The following is a 24,218-nucleotide window of genomic DNA, read 5'->3' as shown; positions in this document are numbered from 1 at the left end:
GGGTCTGCCCGTTCCGCAGCTCTTCTGCGGCATGGACATCGGCCGAAAGCGATGATCGAAGGGCGCCGGACGCCCGAAGGACGAGGAAGATGATCGGACTTGAACACTATCTGACGGTCGCGGCGGCGCTGTTCGTCATCGGCATCTTCGGGATCTTCGTGAACCGCAAGAACGTGATCATCCTCTTGATGTCGATCGAGCTGATGCTGCTGGCGGTGAACATCAACCTCGTCGCCTTCTCGAGCTATCTGAGCGATCTGACGGGCCAGGTCTTCACGCTCTTCGTGCTGACCGTGGCCGCCGCGGAGGCGGCCATCGGGCTTGCCATCCTCGTCTGTTTCTTCCGCAACCGCGGGTCCATCGACGTGGAAGACGTCAACGTGATGAGGGGCTGAGGTCATGGCGCAGATCGTTCTGTTCGCGCCTCTGCTTGGCGCGCTGATCGCGGGCTTCGGCTGGCGGATCATCTCCGAGCAGGGAGCGATGTGGGTGACCACGGGCCTGCTCTTCGTTGCGGCGCTCTTCTCTTGGATCATCTTCCTGACGCTGCCGGGCGAGACCCAGCAGATCGAGATCATGCGCTGGATCTCGTCAGGCTCGCTCGACACCTACTGGGCGATCCGGCTGGACCGGCTGACGGCGATCATGCTGATCGTGATCACCAGCGTGTCGGCGCTCGTGCATCTCTATTCGATGGGCTACATGGCCCATGACGACAACTTCAGGGAAGGCGAGCACTACAAGGCGCGCTTCTTTGCTTACCTGTCGTTCTTCACCTTCGCGATGCTGATGCTGGTGACGGCGGACAACCTCGTGCAGCTGTTCTTCGGCTGGGAGGGGGTGGGCCTCGCGTCCTATCTGCTGATCGGGTTCTACTACAGGAAGCCCTCGGCAAACGCCGCGGCGATGAAGGCCTTCGTGGTGAACCGGGTCGGCGACTTCGGCCTCGCGCTCGGCATCTTCGCGCTGTTCTTCCTCGTCGACTCGATTAACTTCGACGACATCTTTGCCGCGGCGCCCGAGATCGCCGAGACGCAGATGACCTTCCTCTGGCGCGAGTGGAACGCGGCCGAGGTGGTGGCGGTGCTGCTCTTCATCGGGGCGATGGGCAAGTCGGCGCAGCTCTTCCTGCACACCTGGCTGCCGGACGCGATGGAGGGCCCGACGCCGGTGTCGGCGCTGATCCATGCGGCGACCATGGTGACCGCCGGCGTGTTCCTGGTCTGCCGGATGTCGCCGGTCATGGAATTCGCCCCCGCGGCGCTGGCCTTCGTGACCTTCCTCGGGGCGGCCACGGCCTTTGTCGCGGCGACGATCGGCCTCGTGCAGACCGACATCAAGCGGGTGATCGCCTATTCGACCATGTCGCAGCTGGGCTACATGTTCGTGGCGGCGGGGCTGGGCGCCTATTCGGTGGCGATGTTCCATCTCTTCACCCACGCCTTCTTCAAGGCCATGCTGTTCCTCGGCGCGGGCTCCGTGATCCACGGGATGCACCACGAGCAGGACATGCGGAACTACGGCGGGCTGCGCCACAAGATGCCCTATACGTTCTGGGCGATGATGATCGGGACGCTGGCCATCACGGGCGTGGGCATCCCGCTGCTCTACATCGGGTTTCCGGTGGGCTTTGCCGGGTTCATCTCCAAGGACGCGGTGATCGAGGTGGCCTGGGCCGGCAGTGGTGCGGGCTTCGCCTTCTGGACGCTGCTGGTGGCTGCGGCGATGACGAGCTTCTACTCCTGGCGGCTGATGTTCCTGACGTTCTATGGAGAGCCGCGGGGCGACAGGCACACCCATGAGCATGCGCACGAGAGCCCGAAGGTGATGCTGGCCCCCCTCGGTGTGCTGGCGCTGGGAGCGATCTTTGCGGGCATGATCTGGTACAAGCCCTTCTTCGGCGAGAACGAGAAGATCGCGACGTTCTTCAACATCCCCGCAGCCGAGGAGATGGCGGACGCGCCCGAGCACGCCGACGAGGGCCTGGGTGCCGCGGCAGAGGAACTGGCCGAGGGCGATGTCGGCGCGGCCGTCGAGGCGATCACCGAGGATACCGGCGGCGAGGGCGAGGGCGAGCATCACCACTTCGCCTTCGGCGGCGCGCCGGGCGACGGCGCGATCTACATCGGGCCGGAGAACCACGTTCTCGACGACGCGCACGCGGCGCCGGCATGGGTGAAGGTCTCGCCCTTCGTGGCGATGCTGCTGGGCCTTGCCCTGGCCTTCCAGATGTATATCCGGCGTCCCGAGCTTCCGGCGAAGCTCGCGGAGAACCAGAGGCCGCTTTACCTCTTCCTGCTCAACAAGTGGTATGTAGACGAGATCTACGACGCGCTTGTCGTGAGACCTGCGGTGGGACTGGGGCGTCTCCTGTGGCGGCGGGGTGACGGCAACGTCATCGACGGCGGCATCAACGGCGTGGCGCTGGGGATCATTCCGTTCTTCACGCGCCAGCTCGGGCGGCTGCAGTCGGGCTACATCTTCACCTATGCCTTCCTGATGGTGCTGGGCATTGCGCTCCTGATCACCTGGTTCACGATCTTCGGGGGGGCGAACTGATGGGCAACCTCCTTTCGCTGACGACCTTCTTCCCCCTTCTGGGCGCGGCCATCCTGGCGCTGTTCCTGAGAGGCGACGACGAGGCGGCGCAGGCCAATGCGAAATGGGTCGCACTGGCCACCACGGCGGCGACCTTCATCATTTCGCTCTTCATCCTCTTCGGCTTCGATCCGTCGAACACCGATTTCCAGTTCGTCGAGGAGTATGACTGGCTGCTCGGAATGTCCTACCGGATGGGCGTGGACGGGATCAGCGTGCTCTTCGTGATGCTGACCACGTTCCTCATGCCGCTGGTCATCGCCTCGTGCTGGACGGTGACGCACCGGGTGAAGGAGTACATGATCGCCTTCCTCGTCCTCGAGACGCTGATGCTGGGCGTGTTCATGGCGCTCGACCTCGTGCTCTTCTACCTCTTCTTCGAGGGCGGGCTCATTCCGATGTTCCTGATCATCGGGATCTGGGGCGGCAAGGAGCGGATCTACGCGTCGTTCAAGTTCTTCCTCTACACCTTCCTCGGCTCGGTGCTGATGCTGGTGGCGATGGTCGCGATGTTCGCGCAGGCGGGCACGACCTGTATCGCGGCCTGTCCCGAGGACGTCGTGCCGCTGCTCGAATACACCTTCGCCGCCGAGACCTTCCCGCTCCTCGGCATCCAGATCGTGGGGGGCCTGCAGACGCTGCTGTGGCTCGCCTTCTTCGCCTCCTTCGCGGTGAAGATGCCGATGTGGCCGGTGCACACCTGGCTGCCCGACGCGCATGTGCAGGCGCCGACCGCGGGATCGGTGGTCCTGGCGGCGATCCTGCTGAAGATGGGGGGCTACGGCTTTCTGCGGTTCAGCCTGCCGATGTTCCCGGTGGGCACGGAGGTGATGGCGCCGCTGGTGCTGTGGCTGTCGGCCATCGCCATCGTCTACACCTCGCTGGTGGCGCTGGTGCAGGCCGACATGAAGAAGTTGATCGCCTATTCGTCGGTGGCGCACATGGGCTTCGTCACCATGGGCATCTTCGCGGTGAACCAGCAGGGCGTGGACGGCGCGATCTTCCAGATGATCTCCCACGGGTTCATCTCGGGCGCCTTGTTCCTCTGCGTGGGCGTGATCTACGACCGTATGCATACCCGCGAGATCGACGCCTATGGCGGGCTCGTGAACCGGATGCCGGCCTATGCGGCGATCTTCATGCTCTTCACCATGGCCAACGTGGGCCTGCCGGGCACCTCGGGCTTCGTGGGCGAATTCCTGACGCTGATGGGCGTGTTCCAGGTCAACACCTGGATCGCGGCGGTCGCGGCGACGGGCGTGATCCTGTCGGCGGGCTATGCGCTGTGGCTCTATCGCAGGGTCGTGATGGGCGATCTGATCAAGGAGAGCCTCAAGTCGATCACCGACATGGACCGCCGGGAGCGGGCAATCTTCGCGCCGCTCATCGTCATGACGATCCTGCTGGGTGTCTATCCGGCGCTGATCACGGACATCATCGGCCCCTCGGTCGAGAACCTCGTCGCGGGCGTCGAGACCGCGCAGGCGGAATGGCAGCCCGTCGCGCGCGTGGCCGAAGCCGCCGCCGACCTTTCGGAGTGAGCCAATGATCGCCGACGACCTTCAGACCGTCCTGCCGGAAATCCTCATCGCGGCCTACGCGATGCTGGCGCTGATGTTCGGCGTCTATGGCGGCAAGGACCGCGTGGGCGGGCTGCTGTTGTGGACCACGGCGGCGGTCTTCGTCGCGGTGGCGCTCTGGATCGGCTACGGTCCGAACGAGACGCGGACCGCCTTCTTCGGCACGTTCATCGACGACGGCTTCGCGCGGTTCGCGAAGGTCGTGATCCTGTTGAGCGCCGCAGCGATCCTGGTGATGAGCCAGGATTACATGGCGCGGCGGGACCTTCTGCGGTTCGAATACCCGGTGCTGATCGCGCTCGCCGCGGTGGGGATGATGGTCATGGTTTCCGCGGGAGACCTGATCGTGCTCTACATGGGGCTCGAGCTGCAGTCGCTGGCGATGTACGTCGTGGCGACCCTGCGCCGGGACAGCGCGAAATCGACGGAAGCGGGACTGAAGTACTTCATCCTCGGCGCTCTCTCGTCGGGTCTGCTGCTGTACGGCGCCTCGCTGACCTACGGCTTCGCCGGGACCACCGAATTCGCCGGGATCATCGCGGCGGTGGGCGAGGGGGACGTGCCGCTGGGCCTGCTGTTCGGGCTGGTGTTCATGTCGGCGGGCTTTGCCTTCAAGGTCTCGGCCGCGCCCTTCCACATGTGGACGCCGGACGTCTACGAGGGCGCGCCGACGCCGGTCACCGCCTTCATGGCGACGGCGCCGAAGATGGCGGCGATGGGCCTTTTCGCGCGGGTCGTGCACGACGCCTTCGGCGGCGTGGTGGGCGACTGGCAGCAGATCGTGGCCTTCCTCGCGGTGGTGTCGATGTTCCTCGGCGCGATCGCCGCGATCGGGCAGACCAACATCAAGCGGCTGATGGCCTATTCGTCGATCACGCACATGGGTTTTGCCCTGATGGGCCTCGCGGCGGGGACGGCCTTCGGCGTGCAGGCGATGCTGGTCTACATGGTGATCTATATTGCCATGAACGTGGGCACCTTCGCCTTCATCCTGTCGATGGAGAAGGACGGGCGCCCGGTGACCGATATCGACGCGCTGCAGATGTACTCCGCGAAGGAGCCGACGAAGGCGCTGGCGCTTCTGGTGCTGATGTTCAGCCTTGCGGGCGTGCCGCCGCTGGTGGGCTTCTTCGGCAAGTTCTACGTTCTGCGGGCGGCCTACGAGGCGGGGCTGGGCTGGCTGGCCGTGGCGGGGGTGATCGCGAGCGTGATCGCGGCCTTCTATTACCTCAGGATCGTCTTCTACATGTATTTCGGCGACGAGCGGGAGGCGATGGACGGGGGCAAGAACCCGGTGCTGTGGTCCTTCCTGATGGCCTCGGCGGTGGTGATGGTCTTCGGCGTGGTCAATCTCTTCGGTATCGAGCCGCTCGCCGCTGCGGCGGCCGCGACGCTTGTCAACTGATCTCTGGCCCCAGGGGTACGGCCGCCTCATCCTCGAGGAGGCGGCCAGCACCATGGCGGAAGCCAGTGCGCGGGCGGGCACACTGGATGCGCCGACGTGGATCCTCGCCCGGCGTCAGACCGGGGGCAGGGGGCGGCGCGGCAATGTCTGGATCTCGGGCGAGGGCAATTTCGCGGCGACGCTGCTGATGCAACCCGCCTGCACGCCCTCCGAGGCCGCGCGGCGGTCGTTCCTTGCCGCGAATGCGCTGTTCGAGACGCTGGCGATCTATGTGGACCGCGATGCGCTGGCGCTGAAATGGCCCAACGACGTGCTGCTGAACGACGGCAAGGTCGCGGGCATCCTGCTCGAGAGCTCGGGGCGAGGGCCATATGTGGACTGGCTCTCCATCGGGATCGGCGTCAACCTCGCCACCGCCCCGCCCGACGACCGGCGCGAGGCGTTCCGGCCGGTGAGCCTGACCCAGCAGGGGGGCGAGGCGGTGACGCCCGAGGAGTTCCTGACCATGCTCGCCCAGCACTACGCCACGCAGGAGCGCATGCTGGCGCGGCTGGGCTTTGCCCGGGTGCGCGACGAATGGCTGGAGCATGCCGCGCGTCTGGGCGAGGTGATCACCGCCCGCACCAGGCGCGAGGAAATCACGGGGCGGTTCGAGACGGTGGACGACGAGGGATGTCTCGTGCTCGAGACCGGCAGCGGACGGCGGACGATCCCGGCAGCCGACGTCTATTTCTGAGGGCGGCTCCCCATGCTTCTGTGCATCGACTGCGGCAATACCAACACCGTCTTCGCGATCTGGGACGGGGAGCGGTTCCTCGTCACGCTGAGGACCTCGACCGAGCATCAGCGCACGGCGGACCAGTATTTCGTCTGGTTCGACACGCTTCTGCGGCATCACCGGATCGAGGCGCGGATTACCGATGTGATCATCTCCTCGACCGTGCCGCGGGTGGTGTTCAACCTGCGCGTCTTCGCCGACCGCTATTTCGGCGCGCGCCCCCTGGTGGTGGGCAAGCCCGAGTGCCGCCTGCCGACGGAGCCGCGGGTGGATGCGGGCACGCAAGTGGGACCGGACCGGCTGGTGAACGCCGCGGGGGCCTATGACCGGCATGGGGGCGATCTCATCGTCGTGGACTTCGGCACCGCCACGACCTTCGACGTGGTGGCCCATGACGGGGCCTATGTGGGCGGCGTCATCGCGCCCGGCGTGAACCTGAGCCTGCAGGCCCTGCACGAGGCGGCTGCGGCCCTGCCGCACGTCGATGTGACGAAGCCGCAATCGGTGATCGGGACGAATACGGTTGCCTGCATGCAGTCGGGCGTGTTCTGGGGCTATGTCGGCCTCGTGCGCGAACTATGTGATCGCATCCGGGGAGAATACGACCGTCCCATGAGCGTGATCGGCACCGGGGGACTGGCGCCGCTGTTCAGCACGGGCGACGTGCTGTTCGACCATGTCGAGGACGATCTGACGATGCACGGCCTTCGGGTCATCCATGCCTACAACCAGGAGACCGCATGACCGACCGGCTGATTTACCTTCCCCTCGGCGGTGCCGGCGAGATCGGAATGAACTGCTATGTCTACGGCTACGGCGCGCCGGGCAGGGAGCGGCTGATCGTCGTCGACCTAGGGGTGACCTTTCCCGACATGGACGGATCTCCGGGCGTGGACCTGATCCTGCCGGACGTGGCCTGGCTGGAGGAGCGTCGGGACCGGATCGACGGCATCTTCATCACCCATGCCCACGAGGATCACGTGGGCGCGGTGGGGCATCTTTACGCGCGGCTGCGCGCGCCGGTCTTCGCCCGCAAGTTCACGGCCCATCATGCGCGGGCAAAGCTCGAGGAGTACGGCGTGCCCGCGGATGCGGTGACGGTCGTGGGGGCCTGGCCCGAGACGGTGACGGCGGGACCGTTCACGGTCTCCTTCGTGCCGGTCAGCCATTCCATCCCGGAAAGCGCGGGCCTTGCCATCGACACCCCGGCGGGGCGGGTGGTGCATTCCGGTGACTTCAAGATCGATCCGACGCCGGTGGTGGGCGAGCCCTTCGACCGCGACCTCTGGGCGGAGGTGGCGCGGCCCGGCGTGCTGGCGCTGATGTGCGATTCGACGAACGTGCATTCGGAGCACCCGGGCCGGTCGGAATCGTCGATCGGGGCGGATATCGAGCGGCTGATGGCCGAAGCGGAGGGACTCGTCTGCGCCACGACCTTTGCCTCGAACGTCGCGCGGCTGAAGACGCTGGCCGATGCGGCGACCCGCGCGGGGCGGTCGGTCTGTCTCCTCGGACGGGCGATGCGGCGGATGGTGGAGGCGGCGGTGGAGACCGGCTGGCTCACGGATTTTCCTGCCGTGGTGCCGCCCGAGGATGCGGCGATGCTGCCGCGGGAGAACCTGCTTCTGCTGGTGACGGGCAGTCAGGGGGAGCGCCGCGCCGCCTCGGCGCAGCTGGCGCAGGGCAAGTACCTGGGCCTCGAGCTGAAGGCGGGGGACACGTTCCTCTTCTCGTCGAAGACCATTCCCGGCAACGAGCGGGGGGTGATCCGCATCGTCAACCAGCTCTCTGAAAAGGGCGTGCTGGTGGTCGACGACAGTTCCGGGCGTTATCACGTCTCGGGCCATGCCAACCGGCCCGATCTCGAGGCGCTGCACGAGCTTCTTGCGCCGAAGGTCGTGGTGCCGATGCATGGCGAGCACCGCCATCTGACGGCCCATGTGCGGCTCGCCGAGGCGACAGGGCGGCGCGGCGTGCTGGCGGTGAACGGAACCGTGCTGGACCTTGCCGCCGATCCGGTCCGCGCGGTGGACTATGTGGAGACGTGCCGGACCTATCTCGACGGATCGGTGCTGGTGGGCGCGCTGGACGGCGTGGTTCGGGACCGGATCCGGATGGCGCTCAACGGCCATGTCACGGTGACGCTGATCATCGACGAGGACGGCGCGCCGCTGGGCGAACCTTGGTGCGAGACGATGGGGCTGGCGGAGACCGGCCAGACGGGGGCGCCGCTGGTCGATGTGCTGGAGGCGGATCTCGACCAGTTCGTCTCGCGGGCGCATCGCAAGACGCTGGCCGACGACGAGGCGCTGGAGAAGGAGTTGCGCCAGATCGTGCGGCGCTCGGCCCAGGGCGAGATCGGCAAGAAGCCCGAGGTGACGGTGGTGATCAGCCGGCTGGCGTGACGCGGCGGGTCCGGCGACGTCGAGAAGGCTTTGCCCCTTCCCGCGAAAGCCATCGGTTTTCGCCGTTCACCCCCAGGATGGTTCAGGCCAGAACATGCGGGGGCGAGCGGCCCCCCAGACATGGCGGTTCTCGGCGGGGGGTGGCTGTACGGCCCCGCGGCTGCCGTCAGCGCCCGGAGGCGAAATAGCGGAGCGGCGCGCCGTCGGCGGAGAGGCCCGCGCCGTGACGCAGAAGCGCGCGCACGAGTCGGTCGAGGGCGATCCGCCGGTCGCGGGGGATCGGGAAGGAGACCCCGGCCTCGTCCAGGCGGCGCCAGCGGATATCGACGGGGAGGCGGCCGAAGATGGGGCTGGATATCGTCCAGCCCTCGCCGAAGAAGCGGCTGGAGGCGGCATCGTGAAGGCGCAGGCGCGCGCCGCCGGCGGAGAGGTCGGTCACCACGGCGATCAGAAGGTCGTGGTCGCGGGTCAGTTCGCCGAGGGCGTCGAGCGGAGCGCGGACATGGAGGCGGCGTACGGGGTCGGGCGTGCCGGTCCCGGCGGGCGGGTTGCCCGCATCGTATCCTCTGGCCATGTCCACCACGGCTCACATCCCAAATCGTGCCATGGGACCGACCTAGCAGGGCGGGGTGAACAAACCCTTAGCTTTGCCGAAAGAGGCAGCGGTCAGCTGACGAGGCGTTCCTCGAAGCTCTGCGCGATGAAGCTGGGGACGTCCTCGCCCATGCCCACGACGGCCTCATCGCGGGACTCCTCGCGCCGTCCGCCGCCCTGTCCGCGGGAGCGGGAAGAGCCGCCGCGGGAGGAGGACCCGCTGCGGGAGGAGGAGCGGCGGCTCGAGCTTTCCTCGCGCGCGGGTTCGGAGCGGGCGGGTTTCTCGGCGCGCGTCTCCTCCGCGGGGGGCGGGGCGGCGGTCTCGGTCATCTCGCCGAGGGGGTTCGCGATGCGGGGGATCGTGGTCTCGATCAGCTTCTCGATCGCGTCGATGTACTTGTCGTCCCGGGGCGTCGCGATGGTGCGCGCCCGGCCCAGCCGGCCCGCGCGGCCGGTCCGGCCGATGCGGTGAACGTAGTCCTCGGCGTGGGATGGCACGTCGTAGTTGAAGACGTGGCTGACGTTCGGGATGTCGAGACCGCGGGCGGCGACATCGGAGGCCACGAGGAACCGCAGCGTCCCGTCCCGGAAGCCGTCGAGGGTGCGCATCCGCTGGGACTGGTCGAGGTCGCCGTGGATCGGCGCGGCGTCATAGCCGTTCTTCTTCATCGACTTGGCGACGATATCCACGTCGACCTTGCGGTTGCAGAAGATGATGCCGTTGCGGCATTCCGCCCCCTCGCTCTCGATCAGGGCGCGCAGGACCGCGCGCTTTTCCGAGGCTTCGCGGTCCCGGCGGGAGGCCTTGAAATAGACCATGCCCTGGTCGATCGTCTCGGAGGCGCTGGCCTGGCGGGCGACCTCGATCCGGGCCGGGCCGGAGAGGAAGGTGTTGGTGATCCGCTCGATCTCGGGCGCCATGGTGGCCGAGTAGAACATGGTCTGGCGGGTGAAGGGCACGAGGCCGAAGATCCGCTCGATATCCGGGATGAAGCCCATGTCGAGCATCCGGTCGGCCTCGTCGACCACCATGATCTGAACGCCGGTCAGCAGGAGCTTGCCGCGCTCGAAATGGTCGAGAAGGCGGCCTGGGGTGGCGATCAGCACGTCGACGCCCTTGTCGATCAGCGCGTCCTGCTCCTTGAAGCTGACGCCGCCGATCAGGAGGGCCTTCGTGAGCTTGGTATACTTGGCGTAGATATCGAAATTCTCGGCCACCTGCGCGGCGAGTTCGCGGGTCGGGCAGAGCACGAGGCTGCGTGGCATCCGGGCGCGGGCGCGGCCGCGGTGCAGGAGGGTGATCATCGGCAGCGTGAAGCTCGCCGTCTTGCCGGTGCCCGTCTGGGCGATGCCGAGCACGTCGCGGCCCTCGAGGGCGTGGGGGATGGCGCCGGCCTGGATCGGCGTCGGGATTTCGTATCCTGCCTCCTCGACGGCCTTGAGGACCTTGGGGTTCAGGTTCAGATCGGAGAATTTGGTCATGCGGGCCTTTCACGGTTCGCTTGCGGCATGGTTGGCCGCAGCGCCGCGCGGCCTGCCCCCGGCCGGATTGCCCGGGGCCGTGTTCCGGGGCCGCCATACGCCGGACGGGATGCCGCGTCAAGAAAGCCGTGGCGGAGGGCGGGGGAGCGCGGCGCGCTGGGGACAGCGGGGCCCGCATCCGGGCCGAGGAGGCCGGTTCTGGACATGGGGGCGGGGCGGGACTAGGCGACGGACATGGCATGTCTCGCGCCGCATCGGACAGGGGGCGCCCTCCCGAGGGGCCGGGGGCCGGGTCGGCATCGGGCGGGGCTTGAGCAGGGGGCTTTGCGATGAAGGACATGACCGGAGAGCCGCGGCATGGCGATGCCGTCGTCCTGGCCTGCGACATGGGGCATCTGCCCTTCGCCGCCTTCGCCGCGCGGCGCCTCCTCGCGCTGGAGCCCGATGCGTTCGACGTGGTGATCGCGATGCCCGACATCTCGGCCGTGCCGGACTGGCTGCGGCGGGGGCCGGCCCGTTTCGTGACGATCGACCTTGCGGCGCTGCCCGAGGTGCCGATGGTCAAGGACTGGATCAGCTTCGGAACCTATTACCGCTGGACGCTGCCTGCGACGCTCGCGGGGCGCTACCGGACGGTGCTTTACCTCGACACGGACACCTATCTGCGGCGACCGGGGATCGGGGCGCTCTTCGGCGGGATCGACCGGGAGGTGCCGCTGGCGGCGGTGAGCGATTTCCAGCGGCTGGTGACCTACAGCGCGGGACGGGAGGCGCGGGTGGATGCCAAGATCCGCGATCTGGGGGGCAGGGAGGGGCAGTATTACAATGCGGGCGTCCTGCTGTTTCAGCCCGAGGCGTTCCTCGCCATGGACGGCCCCCGGCGTTTTGCCGCGGCGGCTCGGGAGAACGTGCGGTTCCTGCCGGTGCACCGGGACCAGGACCAGGGGGCGATGAACCTTGCCTTCGCGGACGATATCCTGCCGCTCGATCCGCGGATGAACTGGTGTTCGCGGGAATGGCTGAACGGGCGCTGGGTGGCGGAGTTCGACCCGGCGGTCCTGCATTTCGCGGGACCCGGCAAGCCGTGGAACCTCCAGGACCATCCCTACATCGCCTCCTTCGCCGGGGAGTATCGCGGCTTTCTGGACGAGCGGTTTCCCGAGGTGCGGCCGAAGCCCGCGATGCGGTCGGAGGACTGGCGCTTTGCCAATCCGAAGTACCGCTGGCGGTTTGCCGAGGAGGTGCGGCAGGCGCTCTACCGGCGGCGGCTGGCGCGCAAGCTCCGGCGGGCGGAGACGCGGGACGCGGAGGGCAAGCGCGCGAAGATGCAGGAGCTGATCGACGCGGCGGCGATCCGGCTGCCGGATTGACGAGCTCAGCGCGGCGGGTCGTCCTCGCCCGTCTCGACAACGCTGGCGGCCTCGAGGCGGGCGCGGAGCAGCGGCTTTAGGTCGTGGCCCGGGACGGCGGTCAAGGCGTCGCGCAGGCGGGGGCAGGACGGGGCGGCCCTCTCGATGTCGCCGATCAGCGTGGCGCCGTGATCCGTGAGCAGGTCCTCGAGGGGACCGGCGGCGATCATGGCGAGTGTGTCTGCATCCGGGGCGAGGTCGAGCGCGGCGCGGATGGCGGCGAGCGCGAGGTGGGGATGGGCGCGGACAAGGCCGAGGATGAGGTGCTGTGTCCAGGCCTCGGGCGGGTCCTCCGCCTCCGGGGCTGCGAGGCTGGCCAGATAGCGCGCGGCGAAGCGCGAGAGCGGCAGATCGCCCGGGGGCAGGCTGTCCTCTGGCGCGCCGAGCGCCCCCGCGACCACACTCCTAGGGATCGCTATCCCGGAGGAAAATTGCATTCGATAAGCCGTCGCCAGATTGGCCCTCGTGGCTCCCAGTGGAAGAACATATCCCCACTGATGATTCCAACCGCGCAAAAATCAGAATTCTTGAATTCGGCATCAAGATCTTTGTTGATCTCTTCAAATCTTGTTCCGGGAATGGAGAAGTTATCATAAAGGAAGAGCCATTCCTCGTCTGATCTTCTATGATTTTTGACCTTCTCACATTTCTTTCTGTGGGCAAGCTTTATTTCTCGCATCAATAGTCTTTCTGCCTCAAATCCGCGAAATCCACCTCTGTAATCGCCGTCCATAAGACTCTTGACCTGCTTTTGACTCAGAGGCTCACCTTGTTCCATGAAGGGCTGAGGGTCGTATGGCAGCCCAAGCCGCTCAGAGAGCGCCATTGCCTTTCCTAAGTTCTGACTGCATATTTCAGAAATCTCAATTCCCACAATTCTGTTGAAAATTTCAAGCGTAAAGTCGGGGCGGTCACCGTGAATAAGAGTTACAGAATCTGTGAAGCCTCCAGGGGGATTAAGTCGCCCGAGCACTCGTCGGACGATCCACCACTCTGTTTGCTCGTTGGTCCGACCTTCGTTCCGAGACTGGACCTGCACATCCATACTCAAAAGTGCCTGCTTGAAAGAACTCCAAGTGTCTCCTTGAAGTCGGGTAGGCAGGCTCACACCATCATTTCCTTGGTGGCCGAGAGGGTGAGGTCCGGATGGTCGCGCTCGATCCGGTCGATGTCCCACTGCAGGCGGGTGAGATAGACCACGTCGCCGTCGTGGTCATGGGCGATATGGGCCTTGTTGGCCTGCACGAACCTCTCGACCTTGTCCTTCGGCCCCGCCACCCAGCGGGCGGACGTGAACTGCGAGCCCTCGAAGCGGACGGGCAGGCCGTATTCGAGCTCGATCCGGCTGGCCAGGACCTCGAATTGCAGCGCGCCCACGACGCCGACGATGTAGCCCGAGCCGAAGGCGGGCTTGAACACCTTGGCGGCGCCTTCCTCGGCGAACTGGAAGAGCGCCTTTTCCAGATGTTTGGCCTTCATCGGATCGCCCGCGCGGGCGGTCTGGAGCAGTTCCGGCGCGAAGGAGGGGATCCCCGTCACACGCAGCGCCTCGCCCTCGGTCAGGGTGTCGCCGATCCGGAGCTGGCCGTGGTTCGGAATGCCGATGATGTCGCCGGCCCATGCCTCTTCGGCGAGTTCCCGGTCGGAGGCGAGAAAGAGTACGGGCGCGGAGATCGTCATGGGTTTCTTCGTGCGCACATGGGTCAGCTTCATGCCGCGCTCGAAATGGCCGGAAGCGAGGCGGACGAAGGCCACGCGGTCGCGGTGCTTGGGGTCCATGTTGGCCTGCACCTTGAAGACGAAGCCGGCGACCTGCGGCTCCTCCGGGGCGATCTGGCGCGGCTCGGCGCGGGTCGGCTGGGGTTCGGGGCCGTAGGCGCCGATGCCCTCCATGAGCTCCTTGACCCCGAACGAGTTGATTGCGGAGCCGAACCAGATCGGGGTCATGGTTCCGTCTGCCACGGCCTGGCTGTCGAGGGGCGGCAGGAGGCCACGCGCCATCTCCACCTCCTCGCGCAGCTTTTCGAGAAGATGAGCGGGGATATGGTCCGCCAGTTTCGGATCGTCGAGGCCGTCGATCTCGATGCTCTGGCCCACGCGGTTGCGGTCGGCGCGGTCCATCAGCTCCAGCCGGTCCCGCAGGAGGTCGTAGCAGCCGATGAAATCGGACCCCATGCCGATGGGCCAGGAGGCGGGTGTCACGTCGATGGCGAGATTTTCCTGGATCTCGTCGATGATGTCGAAGACCTCACGGCTCTCGCGGTCCATCTTGTTGCAGAAGGTCAGGATCGGCAGGTCGCGCAGGCGGCAGACCTCGAAGAGCTTGCGCGTCTGGCTTTCGACGCCCTTTGCGCCGTCGATCACCATGACGGCCGCATCCACGGCGGTCAGCGTGCGGTAAGTGTCCTCGGAGAAATCCGAATGGCCGGGTGTGTCCACCAGGTTGAAGCGGAAGGTGCGGTAGTCGAAGGACATGGCGGAGGCCGAGACCGAGATGCCGCGGTCCTTTTCCATCTGCATGAAGTCCGAGCGCGTGCGCCGGGCCTCGCCCTTGGCGCGGACCTGCCCGGCAAGCTGGATCGCCCCGCCGAACAGCAGGAACTTCTCCGTCAGCGTGGTCTTGCCGGCGTCGGGATGGCTGATGATCGCGAAGGTCCGGCGACGGGCGATCTCGGGGGGGAGTTCTGGGCGGTTCGACATGGGCGCGGCTTAGCCTGTGGCGGGTGGGAGGGCAATCGGGGCGCTTGGCCGCGACGTTCCGGAGCGGTCCCCCCGAAAACGCGCTTTCCGTTACCCCGGCGTCGTGTATCGTCAGGGGGGGCGCCGGTCACCGGCGCTGACTGCCAAGGAGTATCGGATGGTGCGGAAAACGATGACGGTAAAGGCGCTGGGGGCGGTGTCCCTGCTCGCGCTTGCAGGCTGCATGGGCGGCGGAGGCGGCGGGGGGATCGTCGAGCCGGTGCCGCTGACATTCTCCGAGATGAACCGGCAAGGCGATATCCTCGCCTCGGCCTTCGCCAACAGCACGATCACCTCGCCTGCGACGCTGCCGACCAGCGGCGCGGCGGTGTACCGGGGCTTCGCGGATATCGACCCCAATCCGGGCGGCACGATCCTGGGCCAGATGGACATGGACGTGAACTTCCGCACCAACCGCGTCAGCGGCGACATCGACAACCTGCGGACGGCGAATTCGACCATTCCCGGACGGATCACGATCTCGAACGGGGTGATCAACCGCAACGCGGGCACCAATTTCGCGGCGTTCGAGGTCGATCTCGGCGGGTCGATCACGGACGGGCAGGGGCGGCTGGCCGTCTCGGGCGACATGGACGGCGCGTTCCACCGGCAGGGCACCCTGGTGGGGGCCCGTGGCGACGGCCGGTTCACCGGACCCGGGCGGAATATTCCGTTCGACATCCAGGTGGTCGGCGAGCGCTGACCCGCGCCTGACAGCCGCCGGTTCCGGGCTCCGGGGCCGGCGGCGAGGGCAGCGGAACCGGGACGGGGTACCGGCGCCATGACACAGAGGGGCCGGAGCGACGTCCTGGGGCAGGCGGCGCGCGCGGTGCGGGCCGTCCGGAGAGGACGCGCAGGCGCTGAAACGGCTCATGGCCCGTGACGATGCGATCATTGCCGCGGTGCATCGCGCGCTCACGGGGGCCATGGACCGGCGGTTGCGCGTCGCGAACCGCCGCCCGCCGGGTGGGGCACTCCTGCCGGGTGCGGAGGAGGCGAAGGTGCCCTGAAGGGTTGCCCGTCCGTCGGCGCCTGTCCCGGGCCGATGCCGGAACGGGCTGCGCGTCCTGGCGTTTCCCCTCCGTGACATCGTGACAGCACGGAAGAGGCCAGACATGCCCGGCAAGAACCACGGACCCGCGATCAAGAAGCCAGATGCCTACGAGGACCTGCGGGAGCAGGGATATGACAAGGGCAAGGCCGCCGCGATCTCCAACGCGCAGGCCAATCCGGAATTGGAGCCGTCGAAGAAGGGTGGCAAGACGCCGGCCTACGAGGACTGGACCAGGGACGAGCTCTACGGACGGGCGCAGGAACTCGGCATCGAGGGGCGCTCGGACATGACGAAGGACGAGCTGATCGAGGCGCTCCGGAGCTGAGCTCCCCGCGTGCCGCTCAGTGCGAGGAGGCGCGGCGCAGCAGGTCGGCCGCGTCGGGGGCCGAGACCAGCGGCTCGCGCACCTCGAAATCGAGATACGGACGATGGGCGTGTGTCGGCTCGGCGGAGTGGAGCCGTGCCATGACCTCGGGCGGCAGGGCCGCACGGGTCCGGGGATCGACCATCAGGCTTTCGGCGGCGATGCCCTCGGCATAGATGATCTGGTGATCGTCGAAGAGGAGCTGGAAGTATTCCACGAACCCCCCGTCCTTCTGGTAGACGGTGGTCCCGTTGATGAGATGGCGGACCTTCACCAGCACCTCGGCGCGGCCCGCGCCGAGCTTGTCCTGCCGCTGATAGACGAAGATGCGGTGATCGGGCGAGACCACGAGATCGTTCTCGTTGTGGAGCGTCCCCTTGCTGATGACCACCGGGGCGAAGCTGCCTGTGGCGCGCAGGGTGCTCGCCCCGATCCAGCGGATCTCCTGCGGCCCGTCGTCCCTCGTCAGCACCCGGTCGCCGACCGACAATGTCTCGATCGGGCGCTGTTCGCCCGTGGCCATGGTGATGTGGGTGCCGCGGGTGAACGACACCACGGCGACTTCGGCGAACCGTGTCGCGGCGGCGTCGCGGTCGATGCCGACGAGGCGGTAGCCGCTCTTGATCGCGAAGGAGGCGAGGGGAAGCATGTAGATGCCGGCGGCGGCATCCTCCTCCACCTCCACGAGAACCAGCGCCTCATGGGTGGCCCCGTCCTCGCCCATGAAGGTCAGGCAGCAGTCGAGCACCACCGGATTGCCCGCCGCGCCCGTCTCGCATCCTGCCGCCACGGACAGAGAGCGGGGGTCCGGCCCCATCGTGACCGTGAGCCGTACCCGCCGCGCCTCCGGCAGGAGCCCGTAGATGTCGTCGAGCACCAGTTCCTCGGCGAACGAGAGCGCATCACCTTCGGCCACGCCGGAGATCACCCGGAAGTCGTCGCAGCGATAGACCGGCAACGTCTGCACGGCGCGCGGCGCGGTGTCGTCGTTCATGTCGGCAGCCCTTCCGTCCGAACTCCAGTCCGAACGCCGTAGAGTAGGAACGGGGCGACCCGCGGTCAACAATCTGGCACTGGCGTGACGATTGCGGCATCTCCCGGTACGACAGGACGGGTTGACGCTGAGAGGAAAGGGGCTGGACCATGGATCTGGGACTTCGGGGACGGCGGGCGCTCGTCTGTGCGGGATCGAAGGGGCTGGGACGGGGCTGTGCCGAGGCGCTCGCCGCCGAAGGCGTGGACATCGTGCTGAACGCGCGGGGTGTGGAGGCGCTGGAGGCGGCGGCGGCAGAGATGCGGGATACCCATGGCATCGCGGTCACCGCGGTCGCGGCAGACATCACCACCGAGGGCGGCCGGACGGACGTGCTGGCCGCGGCGGGTGCGGTCGATATCCTCGTGACGAACGCGGGAGGGCCGCCGCCCGGCGTCTGGTCCGACTGGGGACGGGAGGATTTCATCGCCGCGCTCGATGCCAACATGCTGGCACCCATCGCGATGATGACTGCGCTTCTGCCGGGCATGATCGGGCGCGGCTGGGGCAGGGTGGTCAACATCACCTCGCAATCGGTGAAGGCGCCCATCGCGCAGCTGGGTCTGTCGAATGCCGCGCGCACGGGCCTGACGGGCTATGTCGCGGGGACCGCGCGGCAGGTTGCGCCCCATGGGGTCACGATCAACAACCTGCTCCCGGGGATCCATGCCACGGACCGGGCCGATGCGCTGGATGCGGCGGTGGTCGAGGCCGAGGGGATCACGCTCGAGGAGGCGCGGGAGCGACGCCGGCAGACGATCCCCGCGTGGGCCTATGGCGATCCGGCGGATTTCGGGCGGGCCTGCGCCTTTCTCTGTTCGGATGCGGCGAAGTTCATCGTGGGCCAGAACCTGCTGCTGGACGGGGGGGCCACCAACGCGACGATCTGAGGTGGCCCGAGGGACACGGCCGCAAGGACAAGGAGCGCCTTCGGCGCGCCGGGTCAGCTCCTGCCCGCCTGCGGCAGGCAGGAGCGGCCGGGGCGCTGCCCCGGACCCCGGAGTAGTTCCGGCCAGATGAACCCCGGGTCGGACGATCCGGTTGCGTGGGTCACCCGGGGGCGGCGGCGCGGCGTGCGGCCCTGTAGCCCGCCGCCGCATCGGGCGGCGGCAGGGGGCGGCCCGGCGGGTCCATCCCGGCCCGGACCGCGGCCTCGGTACCGGGGCGCGCGGGGAGCGGGCGGTCGTCCGTCGGCCCCGGAGGATCGGGCCTGCGGCTGGCGGCGATGGCGGCCTCGTTCTGCTGCCGGATGAGATCCGCGGGATCGGTGCGGGACGGAAGCGGGGACAGACGGCCGGCCAGGGGCTCGGCGAGCATGGGGGATCCTCCTGTTCGTTGCGCCCCCGCGTGTCATTCCGCACGGCGGACCGGGGCGGAGGCGGGACCGGGCGGAGGCACGGCCGCGGCGTTTCGTTCCAATTCGGGGGATGGGGCTCAGCCTTGCCGCCCGCGCCCGCAGCCGCTATCCCCGGCGCGATATCCGACGAGTTCGGTCAACCATCCCGGCGCGAGGCCGCGTGAAGCCAGAGACCCCGACCCCAAGGCTCGACGTCCGCAACCTGTCGCGGCGCTTCGGCCGCCGCGTGGCGGTGGACCGGGTGTCGCTCACCGTCATGCCGGGGCAGGTGACCTGTCTGCTCGGTCCTTCGGGTTGCGGCAAGTCCACGACATTGCGGATGATCGCGGGCATCGAGCCGATCGACGGGGGCGAGATCCTCGTCGACGGGAGGATCGTCTGCGATCTCGCCGGGTCGGTGCCGCCGGAGGGGCGGTCCACAGGGCTCATGTTCCAGGATTTCGCCCTCTTTCCCCATCTCGACGTGACGCGGAACGTGGCCTTCGGCCTCTCGGGGCCGAAGGCGGAGGTCCGGGCGCGGGTGGCGGAACTTCTCGAGCGGGTGGGGATGACGCGGCACGCCGGGAGCTATCCCCACGAGCTGTCGGGGGGCGAGCAGCAGCGGGTGGCCCTGGCAAGGGCGCTGGCGCCGAGGCCGCGCGTGATGCTGATGGACGAGCCCTTTTCGGGTCTCGACGACCGGCTGAGGGACGATGTGCGGGACGAGACGCTGGACCTTCTGAAGGCGGAAGGCACGGCGGTGCTTCTGGTCACGCACGAGCCGGCCGAGGCCATGCGCATGGCCGACGAGATCGCCCTGATGCGCGACGGGCGGATCGTGCAGCGGGGGGCGCCCTACAACATCTACAACGCGCCCGCCGACCTTGCCGCCGCGGCGTTCTTCTCGGATGTGAACGTCATCAGCGGCCGGGTGCAGGGGGCGCTGACCGACACGGCCTTCGGGCAGTTCCTGGCGCCGGGCGTGCCGGACGGGACGGAGGTCGACATCGTCTTTCGCCCGCAGCATGTGAAGATCGACTTCGACCGCTCGGGCCGGGGGCCGCATCCGACGGCGGCCGAGGGCGTGCCGGCGCGGGGCGTGGTTCAGAGGGCGCGGTTCATCGGGGCGGAGAGCATCGTGGAATTCCGGATGGATTTCGACGGCTCGATCCTGAAGGCGCGGGTGCCGTCGGTGTTCCTGCCGAAACCGGGCATGCCGCTCTGGCTGATGGTGCGGCGGGACCGGTGCTTCGTCTTCCCGAAAGGGTGACGGTCAGAGGAGCACGCCCACGACCACGGCCATGAGGCCGAGGATCGAGGCGAAGAAGGCGCCGAGGTTGAGCGGCAGCACCGACTGGATGCGGGCGCGGAGGTCCTCGTCGGAGAGGCCGGCACGGCGGGCGCGCTGGACCTTGAGGATGCTTGCCACGATGCCCGCGAGCCCGGCGAGCGACAGGGCGGCGCCGCCCCAGATCAGCCAGTCCATTCGGTGCCCTCCTTCGTCCGGCCTCGCGTAGCCCGGCGCCGGGCGGGGCGCAAGTCTGCCCCTTGCGGGCCTGCGCCCGCGCGGCTAGCAAGATCTCCCGTGGATCCAGCCAGAGAGTGAGCCCCATGTCGGACGCCTCCGTCGTCGAAGACACTGCCGCCCCCGACAGCTACCGCGTCACCGCCGACGAGCTGCGCCAGTTCATCGAGCGGTTCGAGCGGCTCGAGGCCGAGAAGAAGGACATCGCCGACCAGCAGAAGGAGGTGATGGCCGAGGCAAAGGGCCGGGGCTACGACACCAAGGTGATGCGCAAGGTGATCGCGCTGAGAAAGCGCGAGCCGGACGATATCGCCGAGGAGGAAGCGGTGCTGGAGATGTACAAGAGCGCGCTGGGGATGTGAGGCGTCCACGCGTGGACGCTTGTGCAAGGCCTTGATCTGGATTTATATTTCCCGTTTTGCCGGTTTTTTGGGCTGGCCGGTCGTGGCGGGTTGAAAACCCGCTCTGCGGATGGGCGGCGCCGGGTGCGCGCGCAGGCCGCATGCGGGCGGTCCCGTCAGGGGGTGATGAGGGTCACGCCGGGCATCCGTTCGATCTGCCAGACGTCCTCTTCGTAGCTGCGGGTCAGCGACGCGATGGTTTCCTCGGTCCAGCCGGGGAGATCCACCACCTCCTCCACCTCGTCGGAGATGGCGAACTTGTCGAGAAAGGCCGCGATCACCCGGCGCTTCTGGACCTCCGTCTGGGGCGGGTGTGATCTCAGATAGGCGAGAAAGCGGGCCATGCCTTCGGGCGACATGATCGCGTTCAGCAGGTCGAATCCGCCGAGGATGCGGGTCAGCGGGTCCACGCCCGAGATCTCGCGGATCAGCTGCGCCCAAAGGAGCGGCGTGTCTTCGTTGCACCAGACGGTGAGCGGCACGCCGGGCAGGGCCGCGCGGATCCGGGCGACGAGATCGGACCAGCGGATCCCGGCAGGATCGACCCCTTTCAGGAAGGCCTCCGGCGAGGGCGCGTTCGATTCCGAATAGGCGGCCGGGATGAAGGTGGCCGGGTTCCTGAGCGCGAGAAAGAGCTCGAGATCGTCCTCCGGGAAGAGGCGGGCGAGGGAGGCGAGCTTGAACTCCGCCAGCCCGTAGAAGCTGCCGCCCTCGAAGATTCGGTTGGGCACGCAGATGAAATCGGCATGGCTCAGGACGAGGCGCTCGGCGCTTTCGTCGTCGAGGATCGCGTCGAGCAGGATGTCGCGGGTGTCCGGTTCCGGCGCGCGGCCGTCCAGGTTCTGGATCGTCTCGCGCAGGAGACGGCGGTACTTGCTGGGTCCGGGCACCTTGATGCCCTGCGCGGCGAAGCTGTCGGCATTCTTGAGGAGCGATTTCAGAAGCCGGTCACCTTCCGTGCAATTCGCCCCGATGTGATAGACGATCTGCAACTGTTTCCCTCGGTCCTGTCCCGGTGCCGGACCTTAGGCCCGGCGGGCGGGCGTGGCAAACGGCTTCCGCCGGGGCGGCCCGCGCCGCCGGTTCCCGTTGCACCCCGCGCGCGGCTCTGGCAGAACCGACGGCGCCGGCGCCCCTATAGCTCAGCTGGTAGAGCAACTGATTTGTAATCAGTGGGTCGGGAGTTCGAGTCTCTCTGGGGGCACCACCAACGCCTTGTTTCCATGGCCTTCCGGCAGTATCCCGTCTTCCTTCTCCCGGGTGCCCCGGCTTCCCTCGGGGCGGTCCTCCCGGCCGGCGGCCAGGTGCGCGGAGCGGACAACGCCGCGCAGGGAGGTCGGGAGGGTCAGAGACGCGCCATCTTCGGGAGCTCGGGGAAAAGCTGCGCCCAGGCCACGGCGATGGCGAGGGTGGCCACGCCGCCGATGGCGATGGCCGCCGGGGCGCCCACGATGGCGGCCATGACACCGGCGCGGAAATCGCCGATCTGGTTCGAGGCGTTGATCGAGACGGCGTTCACGGCGCTGACCCGTCCGCGAAGGGGATCCGGCGTGCCGAGCTGCACGAGGGTATGCCGGATGAACACGCTGATCATGTCCGAGCCGCCGTAGATCGCCAGGGCGAGGATCGTGACCCAGAACACCGTCGAGACGCTGATCACGACGATGGAAAGCCCGAACGCCGCCAGCGCCGCGAAGAAGATCCGTCCGGCGTGCCCCGGCAGCCCGTACCGCGCGAGGGCGAGCCCGACGATCAGGGCGCCGATCGCCGGCGTCGCGCGCATCAGTCCCAGCGCCTCGGGGCCCACCTCCAGGATGTCGGAGGCCACGACCGGCAGCAGCCCCATGACGCTGCCGAGGAGCACGGCCAGCAGGTCGAGCGAGATCGCCGCCAGCACCGTGCGCGTCCGCAGGATGTGCCGGAAGCCGCCGAGCAGGACCTGCATGCCGAAGGGTTCGCTGGTGCGGATGCTCAGATCCGCGCGGATGCGGTAGACCGCCGCAGAGCCGAGGAGGTAGAGCGCTGCGATCACGGCATAGACGCCGGTGTCGATCAGCGCGATCAGCAGGCCCCCCGCCGCGGGACCGCCGAGATGCGCCGTCTTGGTCACCGTGTTCATTCCCGCGAGCGCCCGCGGAAAGTCCTTGCGCGACACCAGGGTCGGCAGCATCGCCTGCGTCGCCGGATAGAGGAAGGCCTGGGCGATGCCGTCGAGGAAGAGGAAGGCGAAGACCGGCCAGATCTCCGCGCGGCCGGAGGAGAGCCAGAGCCCGGTCATGGCGATGGCGGCGGCATGGAGGACGGCCGCGCCCGCGATGATCAGCCGCCGGTCCACCCGGTCCGCGAGCAGCCCCGCCGGCAGGAACAGCAGCAGGAACGGCAGGAACATGAAGAGGCCGATATAGGCGAGGTTCAGGACGTCGCCGGTCCGGACATAGACGTGCCAGCCCACCGCGACGGACATGGTCTGGAATGCCGCCATGGTGCAGCCCCGGCAGACCAGGAACAGCAGGTAGTCCCGGTTCGCCAGCAGGGGGCCGTCCGCGGGGCCGCCGGCCCTTGTCGTTGCCTCTTCCACGGAATCTCCAAGGGCCAGCCGGGCCAGGCCGCCTTATTCCCGCACCTGCGCGCCGCGGCAAGGGGGCAGGGGCGCGCGTCTCCGGCGGCTGCCCGGGCGGGGCGGAGCGGATGCCCGGGCAGCCGACTTGTCCGGACCGCGCAGTTCTGCTGTTGTCCGGAAGGCGGTCGGTTCCGTGACACCGGCGGAGCGAGGGGGACAGGGCATGATCAGGGTCTTGGGCGGCGGAGCGGCACAGGGGATAGCGGCGACGCTGGCCCCCGAGATAGAGGCGGCGACCGGGCTTGCGGTCGACGGAGATTACGGGCCGGTCGGAGGGATGCGCGACCGGATCGCCGCCGGAGAGGCCGCGGATCTCGTGATCCTCTCCCGCAGCCTCGTCGAATCGCTCGCCGCGCAGGGTCATGTGCTGGCCGACAGTCTGGTCGATATCGGCGATGTCGCCACAGGCATCGCGGTGCGCGAGACGGACCCGGACCTGTCCTGCGCCACCGGGGACGCGCTGCGCGGGGCGCTGCTGGAGGCGGACGGGATCTTCTTTCCGGACCCGCAGCAGGCGACGGCGGGCATCCATTTCGCGGGCGTGCTGAAGCGTCTGGGCATTCACGACAGGCTGAGCGACCGGTTCCGGACCTTTCCGGGCGGCATCCCGGCGATGGCGGCGCTCGCCCGGAGCGACCTTGTGCGGCCGGTCGGATGCACGCAGGTCACCGAGATCCTTGGCAGCACGGGGGTGCGTCTCGCGGGACTGCTGCCGCCGGGCTGCGACCTCGTCACGACCTATACCGCGGGGGTGACTGCCAGGGCCGCCAGACCGGAAGCGGCGCGCGCCATGATCGCGGTCCTTGCCGCGCCCGAGGCAGCGGCAGCGCGGGCGGCCGCGGGCTTCGCGGGCTGAGGTGGGACCCGCGGCAGGAGGCGCCCCCGGTCCCCGACG

General features: G+C 68.0%; 25 protein-coding genes and 1 tRNA gene. 16 read left to right on the top strand and 10 right to left on the bottom strand.

The annotated features are described in order from the left end of the window. Positions 1-89: 89 nt before the first annotated feature. Genes nuoK through EAT49_RS16300 form a run of 7 tightly spaced genes read left to right on the top strand, consistent with a single transcriptional unit; the run spans position 90 to position 8,766 of the window. Positions 90-395 (top strand): NADH-quinone oxidoreductase subunit NuoK, encoded by a 306-nt coding sequence (gene nuoK, locus EAT49_RS16330; RefSeq protein ID WP_123643369.1) that lies wholly within the window; start codon positions 90-92, stop codon positions 393-395. 4 nt (positions 396-399) lie between these two features. Further along, positions 400-2,559 carry an NADH-quinone oxidoreductase subunit L gene (gene nuoL, locus EAT49_RS16325; RefSeq protein WP_123643368.1) on the top strand — a complete coding sequence of 720 codons (2,160 nt, stop codon included), beginning with the start codon at positions 400-402 and terminating at the stop codon, positions 2,557-2,559. Further along, a complete protein-coding gene (locus EAT49_RS16320; RefSeq protein WP_185020796.1) occupies positions 2,559-4,139 on the top strand; it encodes an NADH-quinone oxidoreductase subunit M in 1,581 nt (526 codons plus the stop codon). Before nuoL ends, EAT49_RS16320 begins: the two co-directional genes overlap by 1 nt. Positions 4,140-4,143: 4 nt before the next feature. Beyond that, positions 4,144-5,583, top strand: a complete 1,440-nt coding sequence (gene nuoN / locus EAT49_RS16315; protein WP_185020795.1) for an NADH-quinone oxidoreductase subunit NuoN — start codon at positions 4,144-4,146, stop codon at positions 5,581-5,583. 52 nt (positions 5,584-5,635) lie between these two features. Then, a complete protein-coding gene (locus EAT49_RS16310) occupies positions 5,636-6,319 on the top strand; it encodes a biotin--[acetyl-CoA-carboxylase] ligase (RefSeq protein ID WP_123643507.1) in 684 nt (227 codons plus the stop codon). Positions 6,320-6,331: 12 nt separating this feature from the next. Further along, on the top strand, positions 6,332-7,105 hold the full coding sequence (locus EAT49_RS16305; RefSeq protein WP_123643366.1) for a type III pantothenate kinase: 774 nt from the start codon (positions 6,332-6,334) through the stop codon (positions 7,103-7,105). After that, a complete protein-coding gene (locus tag EAT49_RS16300; protein WP_123643365.1) occupies positions 7,102-8,766 on the top strand; it encodes a ribonuclease J in 1,665 nt (554 codons plus the stop codon). Before EAT49_RS16305 ends, EAT49_RS16300 begins: the two co-directional genes overlap by 4 nt. 166 nt (positions 8,767-8,932) lie before the next feature. Here the strand turns inward: EAT49_RS16300 and EAT49_RS16295 are convergent, their stop codons facing one another. Beyond that, positions 8,933-9,340, bottom strand: a complete 408-nt coding sequence (locus EAT49_RS16295; protein WP_123643364.1) for a PilZ domain-containing protein — start codon at positions 9,338-9,340, stop codon at positions 8,933-8,935. 92 nt (positions 9,341-9,432) lie between these two features. Further along, positions 9,433-10,842: a DEAD/DEAH box helicase gene (locus tag EAT49_RS16290; RefSeq protein ID WP_123643363.1), complete on the bottom strand. Its 1,410-nt coding sequence runs from the start codon at positions 10,840-10,842 to the stop codon at positions 9,433-9,435. 329 nt (positions 10,843-11,171) lie between these two features. Here EAT49_RS16290 and EAT49_RS16285 point away from each other — a divergent pair, with 329 nt between their 5' ends. Further along, positions 11,172-12,212 (top strand): glycosyltransferase family 8 protein, encoded by a 1,041-nt coding sequence (locus EAT49_RS16285; protein WP_123643362.1) that lies wholly within the window; start codon positions 11,172-11,174, stop codon positions 12,210-12,212. A gap of 5 nt (positions 12,213-12,217) precedes the next feature. Here the strand turns inward: EAT49_RS16285 and EAT49_RS16280 are convergent, their stop codons facing one another. From EAT49_RS16280 to EAT49_RS16270, 3 genes are read right to left on the bottom strand one after another with little or no spacing between them, the layout of a single operon-like run. Then, entirely contained in the window at positions 12,218-12,688 is a 471-nt protein-coding gene (locus EAT49_RS16280) for a DUF6869 domain-containing protein (RefSeq protein WP_148078745.1), read from the bottom strand. Further along, complete coding sequence (locus tag EAT49_RS16275) at positions 12,667-13,359, bottom strand: hypothetical protein (RefSeq protein ID WP_123643360.1); 693 nt, start codon at positions 13,357-13,359, stop codon at positions 12,667-12,669. Before EAT49_RS16275 ends, EAT49_RS16280 begins: the two co-directional genes overlap by 22 nt. Then, positions 13,356-14,951 (bottom strand): peptide chain release factor 3, encoded by a 1,596-nt coding sequence (locus EAT49_RS16270; protein ID WP_123643359.1) that lies wholly within the window; start codon positions 14,949-14,951, stop codon positions 13,356-13,358. The genes EAT49_RS16275 and EAT49_RS16270 overlap by 4 nt, the downstream gene beginning before the upstream one ends. 157 nt (positions 14,952-15,108) lie before the next feature. Between EAT49_RS16270 and EAT49_RS16265 the strand changes: the two genes are divergently transcribed. The 3 genes from EAT49_RS16265 to EAT49_RS16260 all read left to right on the top strand — a co-directional run bounded on the left by EAT49_RS16265 (position 15,109) and on the right by EAT49_RS16260 (position 16,369). Beyond that, positions 15,109-15,693 carry a HupA family protein gene (locus tag EAT49_RS16265; RefSeq protein WP_123643358.1) on the top strand — a complete coding sequence of 195 codons (585 nt, stop codon included), beginning with the start codon at positions 15,109-15,111 and terminating at the stop codon, positions 15,691-15,693. A gap of 169 nt (positions 15,694-15,862) precedes the next feature. After that, complete coding sequence (locus EAT49_RS21285) at positions 15,863-16,000, top strand: hypothetical protein (protein WP_185020794.1); 138 nt, start codon at positions 15,863-15,865, stop codon at positions 15,998-16,000. A 105-nt stretch (positions 16,001-16,105) separates the two neighbouring features. Beyond that, complete coding sequence (locus EAT49_RS16260) at positions 16,106-16,369, top strand: DUF7218 family protein (protein WP_123643357.1); 264 nt, start codon at positions 16,106-16,108, stop codon at positions 16,367-16,369. Between the two features lie 16 nt (positions 16,370-16,385). Here the strand turns inward: EAT49_RS16260 and EAT49_RS16255 are convergent, their stop codons facing one another. Next, positions 16,386-17,402 carry a Hint domain-containing protein gene (locus EAT49_RS16255; RefSeq protein WP_123643356.1) on the bottom strand — a complete coding sequence of 339 codons (1,017 nt, stop codon included), beginning with the start codon at positions 17,400-17,402 and terminating at the stop codon, positions 16,386-16,388. Positions 17,403-17,551: 149 nt separating this feature from the next. Between EAT49_RS16255 and EAT49_RS16250 the strand changes: the two genes are divergently transcribed. After that, complete coding sequence (locus tag EAT49_RS16250) at positions 17,552-18,331, top strand: SDR family oxidoreductase (protein WP_123643355.1); 780 nt, start codon at positions 17,552-17,554, stop codon at positions 18,329-18,331. Between the two features lie 160 nt (positions 18,332-18,491). Here EAT49_RS16250 and EAT49_RS16245 read toward each other — a convergent pair whose 3' ends face one another. Beyond that, the gene (locus tag EAT49_RS16245) at positions 18,492-18,758 is read right to left on the bottom strand and encodes a hypothetical protein (protein WP_123643354.1); all 267 of its coding nucleotides are present in this window, start codon (positions 18,756-18,758) and stop codon (positions 18,492-18,494) included. Between the two features lie 200 nt (positions 18,759-18,958). Here EAT49_RS16245 and EAT49_RS16240 point away from each other — a divergent pair, with 200 nt between their 5' ends. After that, positions 18,959-20,047, top strand: a complete 1,089-nt coding sequence (locus EAT49_RS16240) for an ABC transporter ATP-binding protein (RefSeq protein WP_246003888.1) — start codon at positions 18,959-18,961, stop codon at positions 20,045-20,047. A 3-nt stretch (positions 20,048-20,050) separates the two neighbouring features. Here EAT49_RS16240 and EAT49_RS16235 read toward each other — a convergent pair whose 3' ends face one another. After that, on the bottom strand, positions 20,051-20,263 hold the full coding sequence (locus EAT49_RS16235) for a hypothetical protein (RefSeq protein WP_123643352.1): 213 nt from the start codon (positions 20,261-20,263) through the stop codon (positions 20,051-20,053). Between the two features lie 125 nt (positions 20,264-20,388). Between EAT49_RS16235 and EAT49_RS16230 the strand changes: the two genes are divergently transcribed. Then, complete coding sequence (locus tag EAT49_RS16230; protein WP_123643351.1) at positions 20,389-20,664, top strand: DUF2312 domain-containing protein; 276 nt, start codon at positions 20,389-20,391, stop codon at positions 20,662-20,664. Between the two features lie 155 nt (positions 20,665-20,819). Here EAT49_RS16230 and EAT49_RS16225 read toward each other — a convergent pair whose 3' ends face one another. Continuing rightward, complete coding sequence (locus tag EAT49_RS16225; RefSeq protein ID WP_123643350.1) at positions 20,820-21,695, bottom strand: hypothetical protein; 876 nt, start codon at positions 21,693-21,695, stop codon at positions 20,820-20,822. Positions 21,696-21,834: 139 nt separating this feature from the next. Between EAT49_RS16225 and EAT49_RS16220 the strand changes: the two genes are divergently transcribed. Continuing rightward, positions 21,835-21,910: transfer RNA gene (locus EAT49_RS16220), tRNA-Thr, on the top strand. Between the two features lie 138 nt (positions 21,911-22,048). On the opposite strand, the gene EAT49_RS16215 is transcribed toward EAT49_RS16220, so the two are convergent. Next, positions 22,049-23,281: an MFS transporter gene (locus EAT49_RS16215; protein ID WP_123643349.1), complete on the bottom strand. Its 1,233-nt coding sequence runs from the start codon at positions 23,279-23,281 to the stop codon at positions 22,049-22,051. A 205-nt stretch (positions 23,282-23,486) separates the two neighbouring features. On the opposite strand from EAT49_RS16215, the gene EAT49_RS16210 reads away from it, so the two are divergent. After that, positions 23,487-24,179, top strand: coding sequence for a molybdate ABC transporter substrate-binding protein (locus EAT49_RS16210; protein WP_123643348.1), 693 nt, complete (start codon positions 23,487-23,489; stop codon positions 24,177-24,179). The last annotated feature ends 39 nt before the right edge of the window (positions 24,180-24,218 follow it).

It is taken from the genome of Histidinibacterium lentulum, from assembly GCF_003789055.1.
Classification (GTDB): Bacteria; Pseudomonadota; Alphaproteobacteria; order Rhodobacterales; family Rhodobacteraceae; genus Oceanicola; species Oceanicola lentulus.
This window is presented reverse-complemented; position numbering and strand designations above follow the sequence as displayed.

Bases quoted from the DNA above. Each gene is read 5' to 3' on its own strand.
- nuoL (WP_123643368.1), top strand. From the start codon at position 400: ATGGCGCAGATCGTTCTGTTCGCGCCTCTGCTTGGCGCGCTGATCGCG.
- nuoN (WP_185020795.1), top strand. From the start codon at position 4,144: ATGATCGCCGACGACCTTCAGACCGTCCTGCCGGAAATCCTCATCGCG.
- EAT49_RS16235 (WP_123643352.1), bottom strand. From the start codon at position 20,263: ATGGACTGGCTGATCTGGGGCGGCGCCGCCCTGTCGCTCGCCGGGCTC.
- EAT49_RS16300 (WP_123643365.1), top strand. From the start codon at position 7,102: ATGACCGACCGGCTGATTTACCTTCCCCTCGGCGGTGCCGGCGAGATC.
- EAT49_RS21285 (WP_185020794.1), top strand. From the start codon at position 15,863: ATGGCCCGTGACGATGCGATCATTGCCGCGGTGCATCGCGCGCTCACG.
- EAT49_RS16230 (WP_123643351.1), top strand. From the start codon at position 20,389: ATGTCGGACGCCTCCGTCGTCGAAGACACTGCCGCCCCCGACAGCTAC.
- EAT49_RS16280 (WP_148078745.1), bottom strand. From the start codon at position 12,688: ATGCAATTTTCCTCCGGGATAGCGATCCCTAGGAGTGTGGTCGCGGGG.
- EAT49_RS16305 (WP_123643366.1), top strand. From the start codon at position 6,332: ATGCTTCTGTGCATCGACTGCGGCAATACCAACACCGTCTTCGCGATC.
- EAT49_RS16310 (WP_123643507.1), top strand. From the start codon at position 5,636: ATGGCGGAAGCCAGTGCGCGGGCGGGCACACTGGATGCGCCGACGTGG.
- EAT49_RS16290 (WP_123643363.1), bottom strand. From the start codon at position 10,842: ATGACCAAATTCTCCGATCTGAACCTGAACCCCAAGGTCCTCAAGGCC.
- nuoK (WP_123643369.1), top strand. From the start codon at position 90: ATGATCGGACTTGAACACTATCTGACGGTCGCGGCGGCGCTGTTCGTC.
- EAT49_RS16260 (WP_123643357.1), top strand. From the start codon at position 16,106: ATGCCCGGCAAGAACCACGGACCCGCGATCAAGAAGCCAGATGCCTAC.
- EAT49_RS16255 (WP_123643356.1), bottom strand. From the start codon at position 17,402: ATGAACGACGACACCGCGCCGCGCGCCGTGCAGACGTTGCCGGTCTAT.
- EAT49_RS16210 (WP_123643348.1), top strand. From the start codon at position 23,487: ATGATCAGGGTCTTGGGCGGCGGAGCGGCACAGGGGATAGCGGCGACG.
- EAT49_RS16250 (WP_123643355.1), top strand. From the start codon at position 17,552: ATGGATCTGGGACTTCGGGGACGGCGGGCGCTCGTCTGTGCGGGATCG.
- EAT49_RS16265 (WP_123643358.1), top strand. From the start codon at position 15,109: ATGGTGCGGAAAACGATGACGGTAAAGGCGCTGGGGGCGGTGTCCCTG.
- EAT49_RS16245 (WP_123643354.1), bottom strand. From the start codon at position 18,758: ATGCTCGCCGAGCCCCTGGCCGGCCGTCTGTCCCCGCTTCCGTCCCGC.
- EAT49_RS16285 (WP_123643362.1), top strand. From the start codon at position 11,172: ATGAAGGACATGACCGGAGAGCCGCGGCATGGCGATGCCGTCGTCCTG.
- EAT49_RS16270 (WP_123643359.1), bottom strand. From the start codon at position 14,951: ATGTCGAACCGCCCAGAACTCCCCCCCGAGATCGCCCGTCGCCGGACC.
- EAT49_RS16295 (WP_123643364.1), bottom strand. From the start codon at position 9,340: ATGGCCAGAGGATACGATGCGGGCAACCCGCCCGCCGGGACCGGCACG.
- EAT49_RS16320 (WP_185020796.1), top strand. From the start codon at position 2,559: ATGGGCAACCTCCTTTCGCTGACGACCTTCTTCCCCCTTCTGGGCGCG.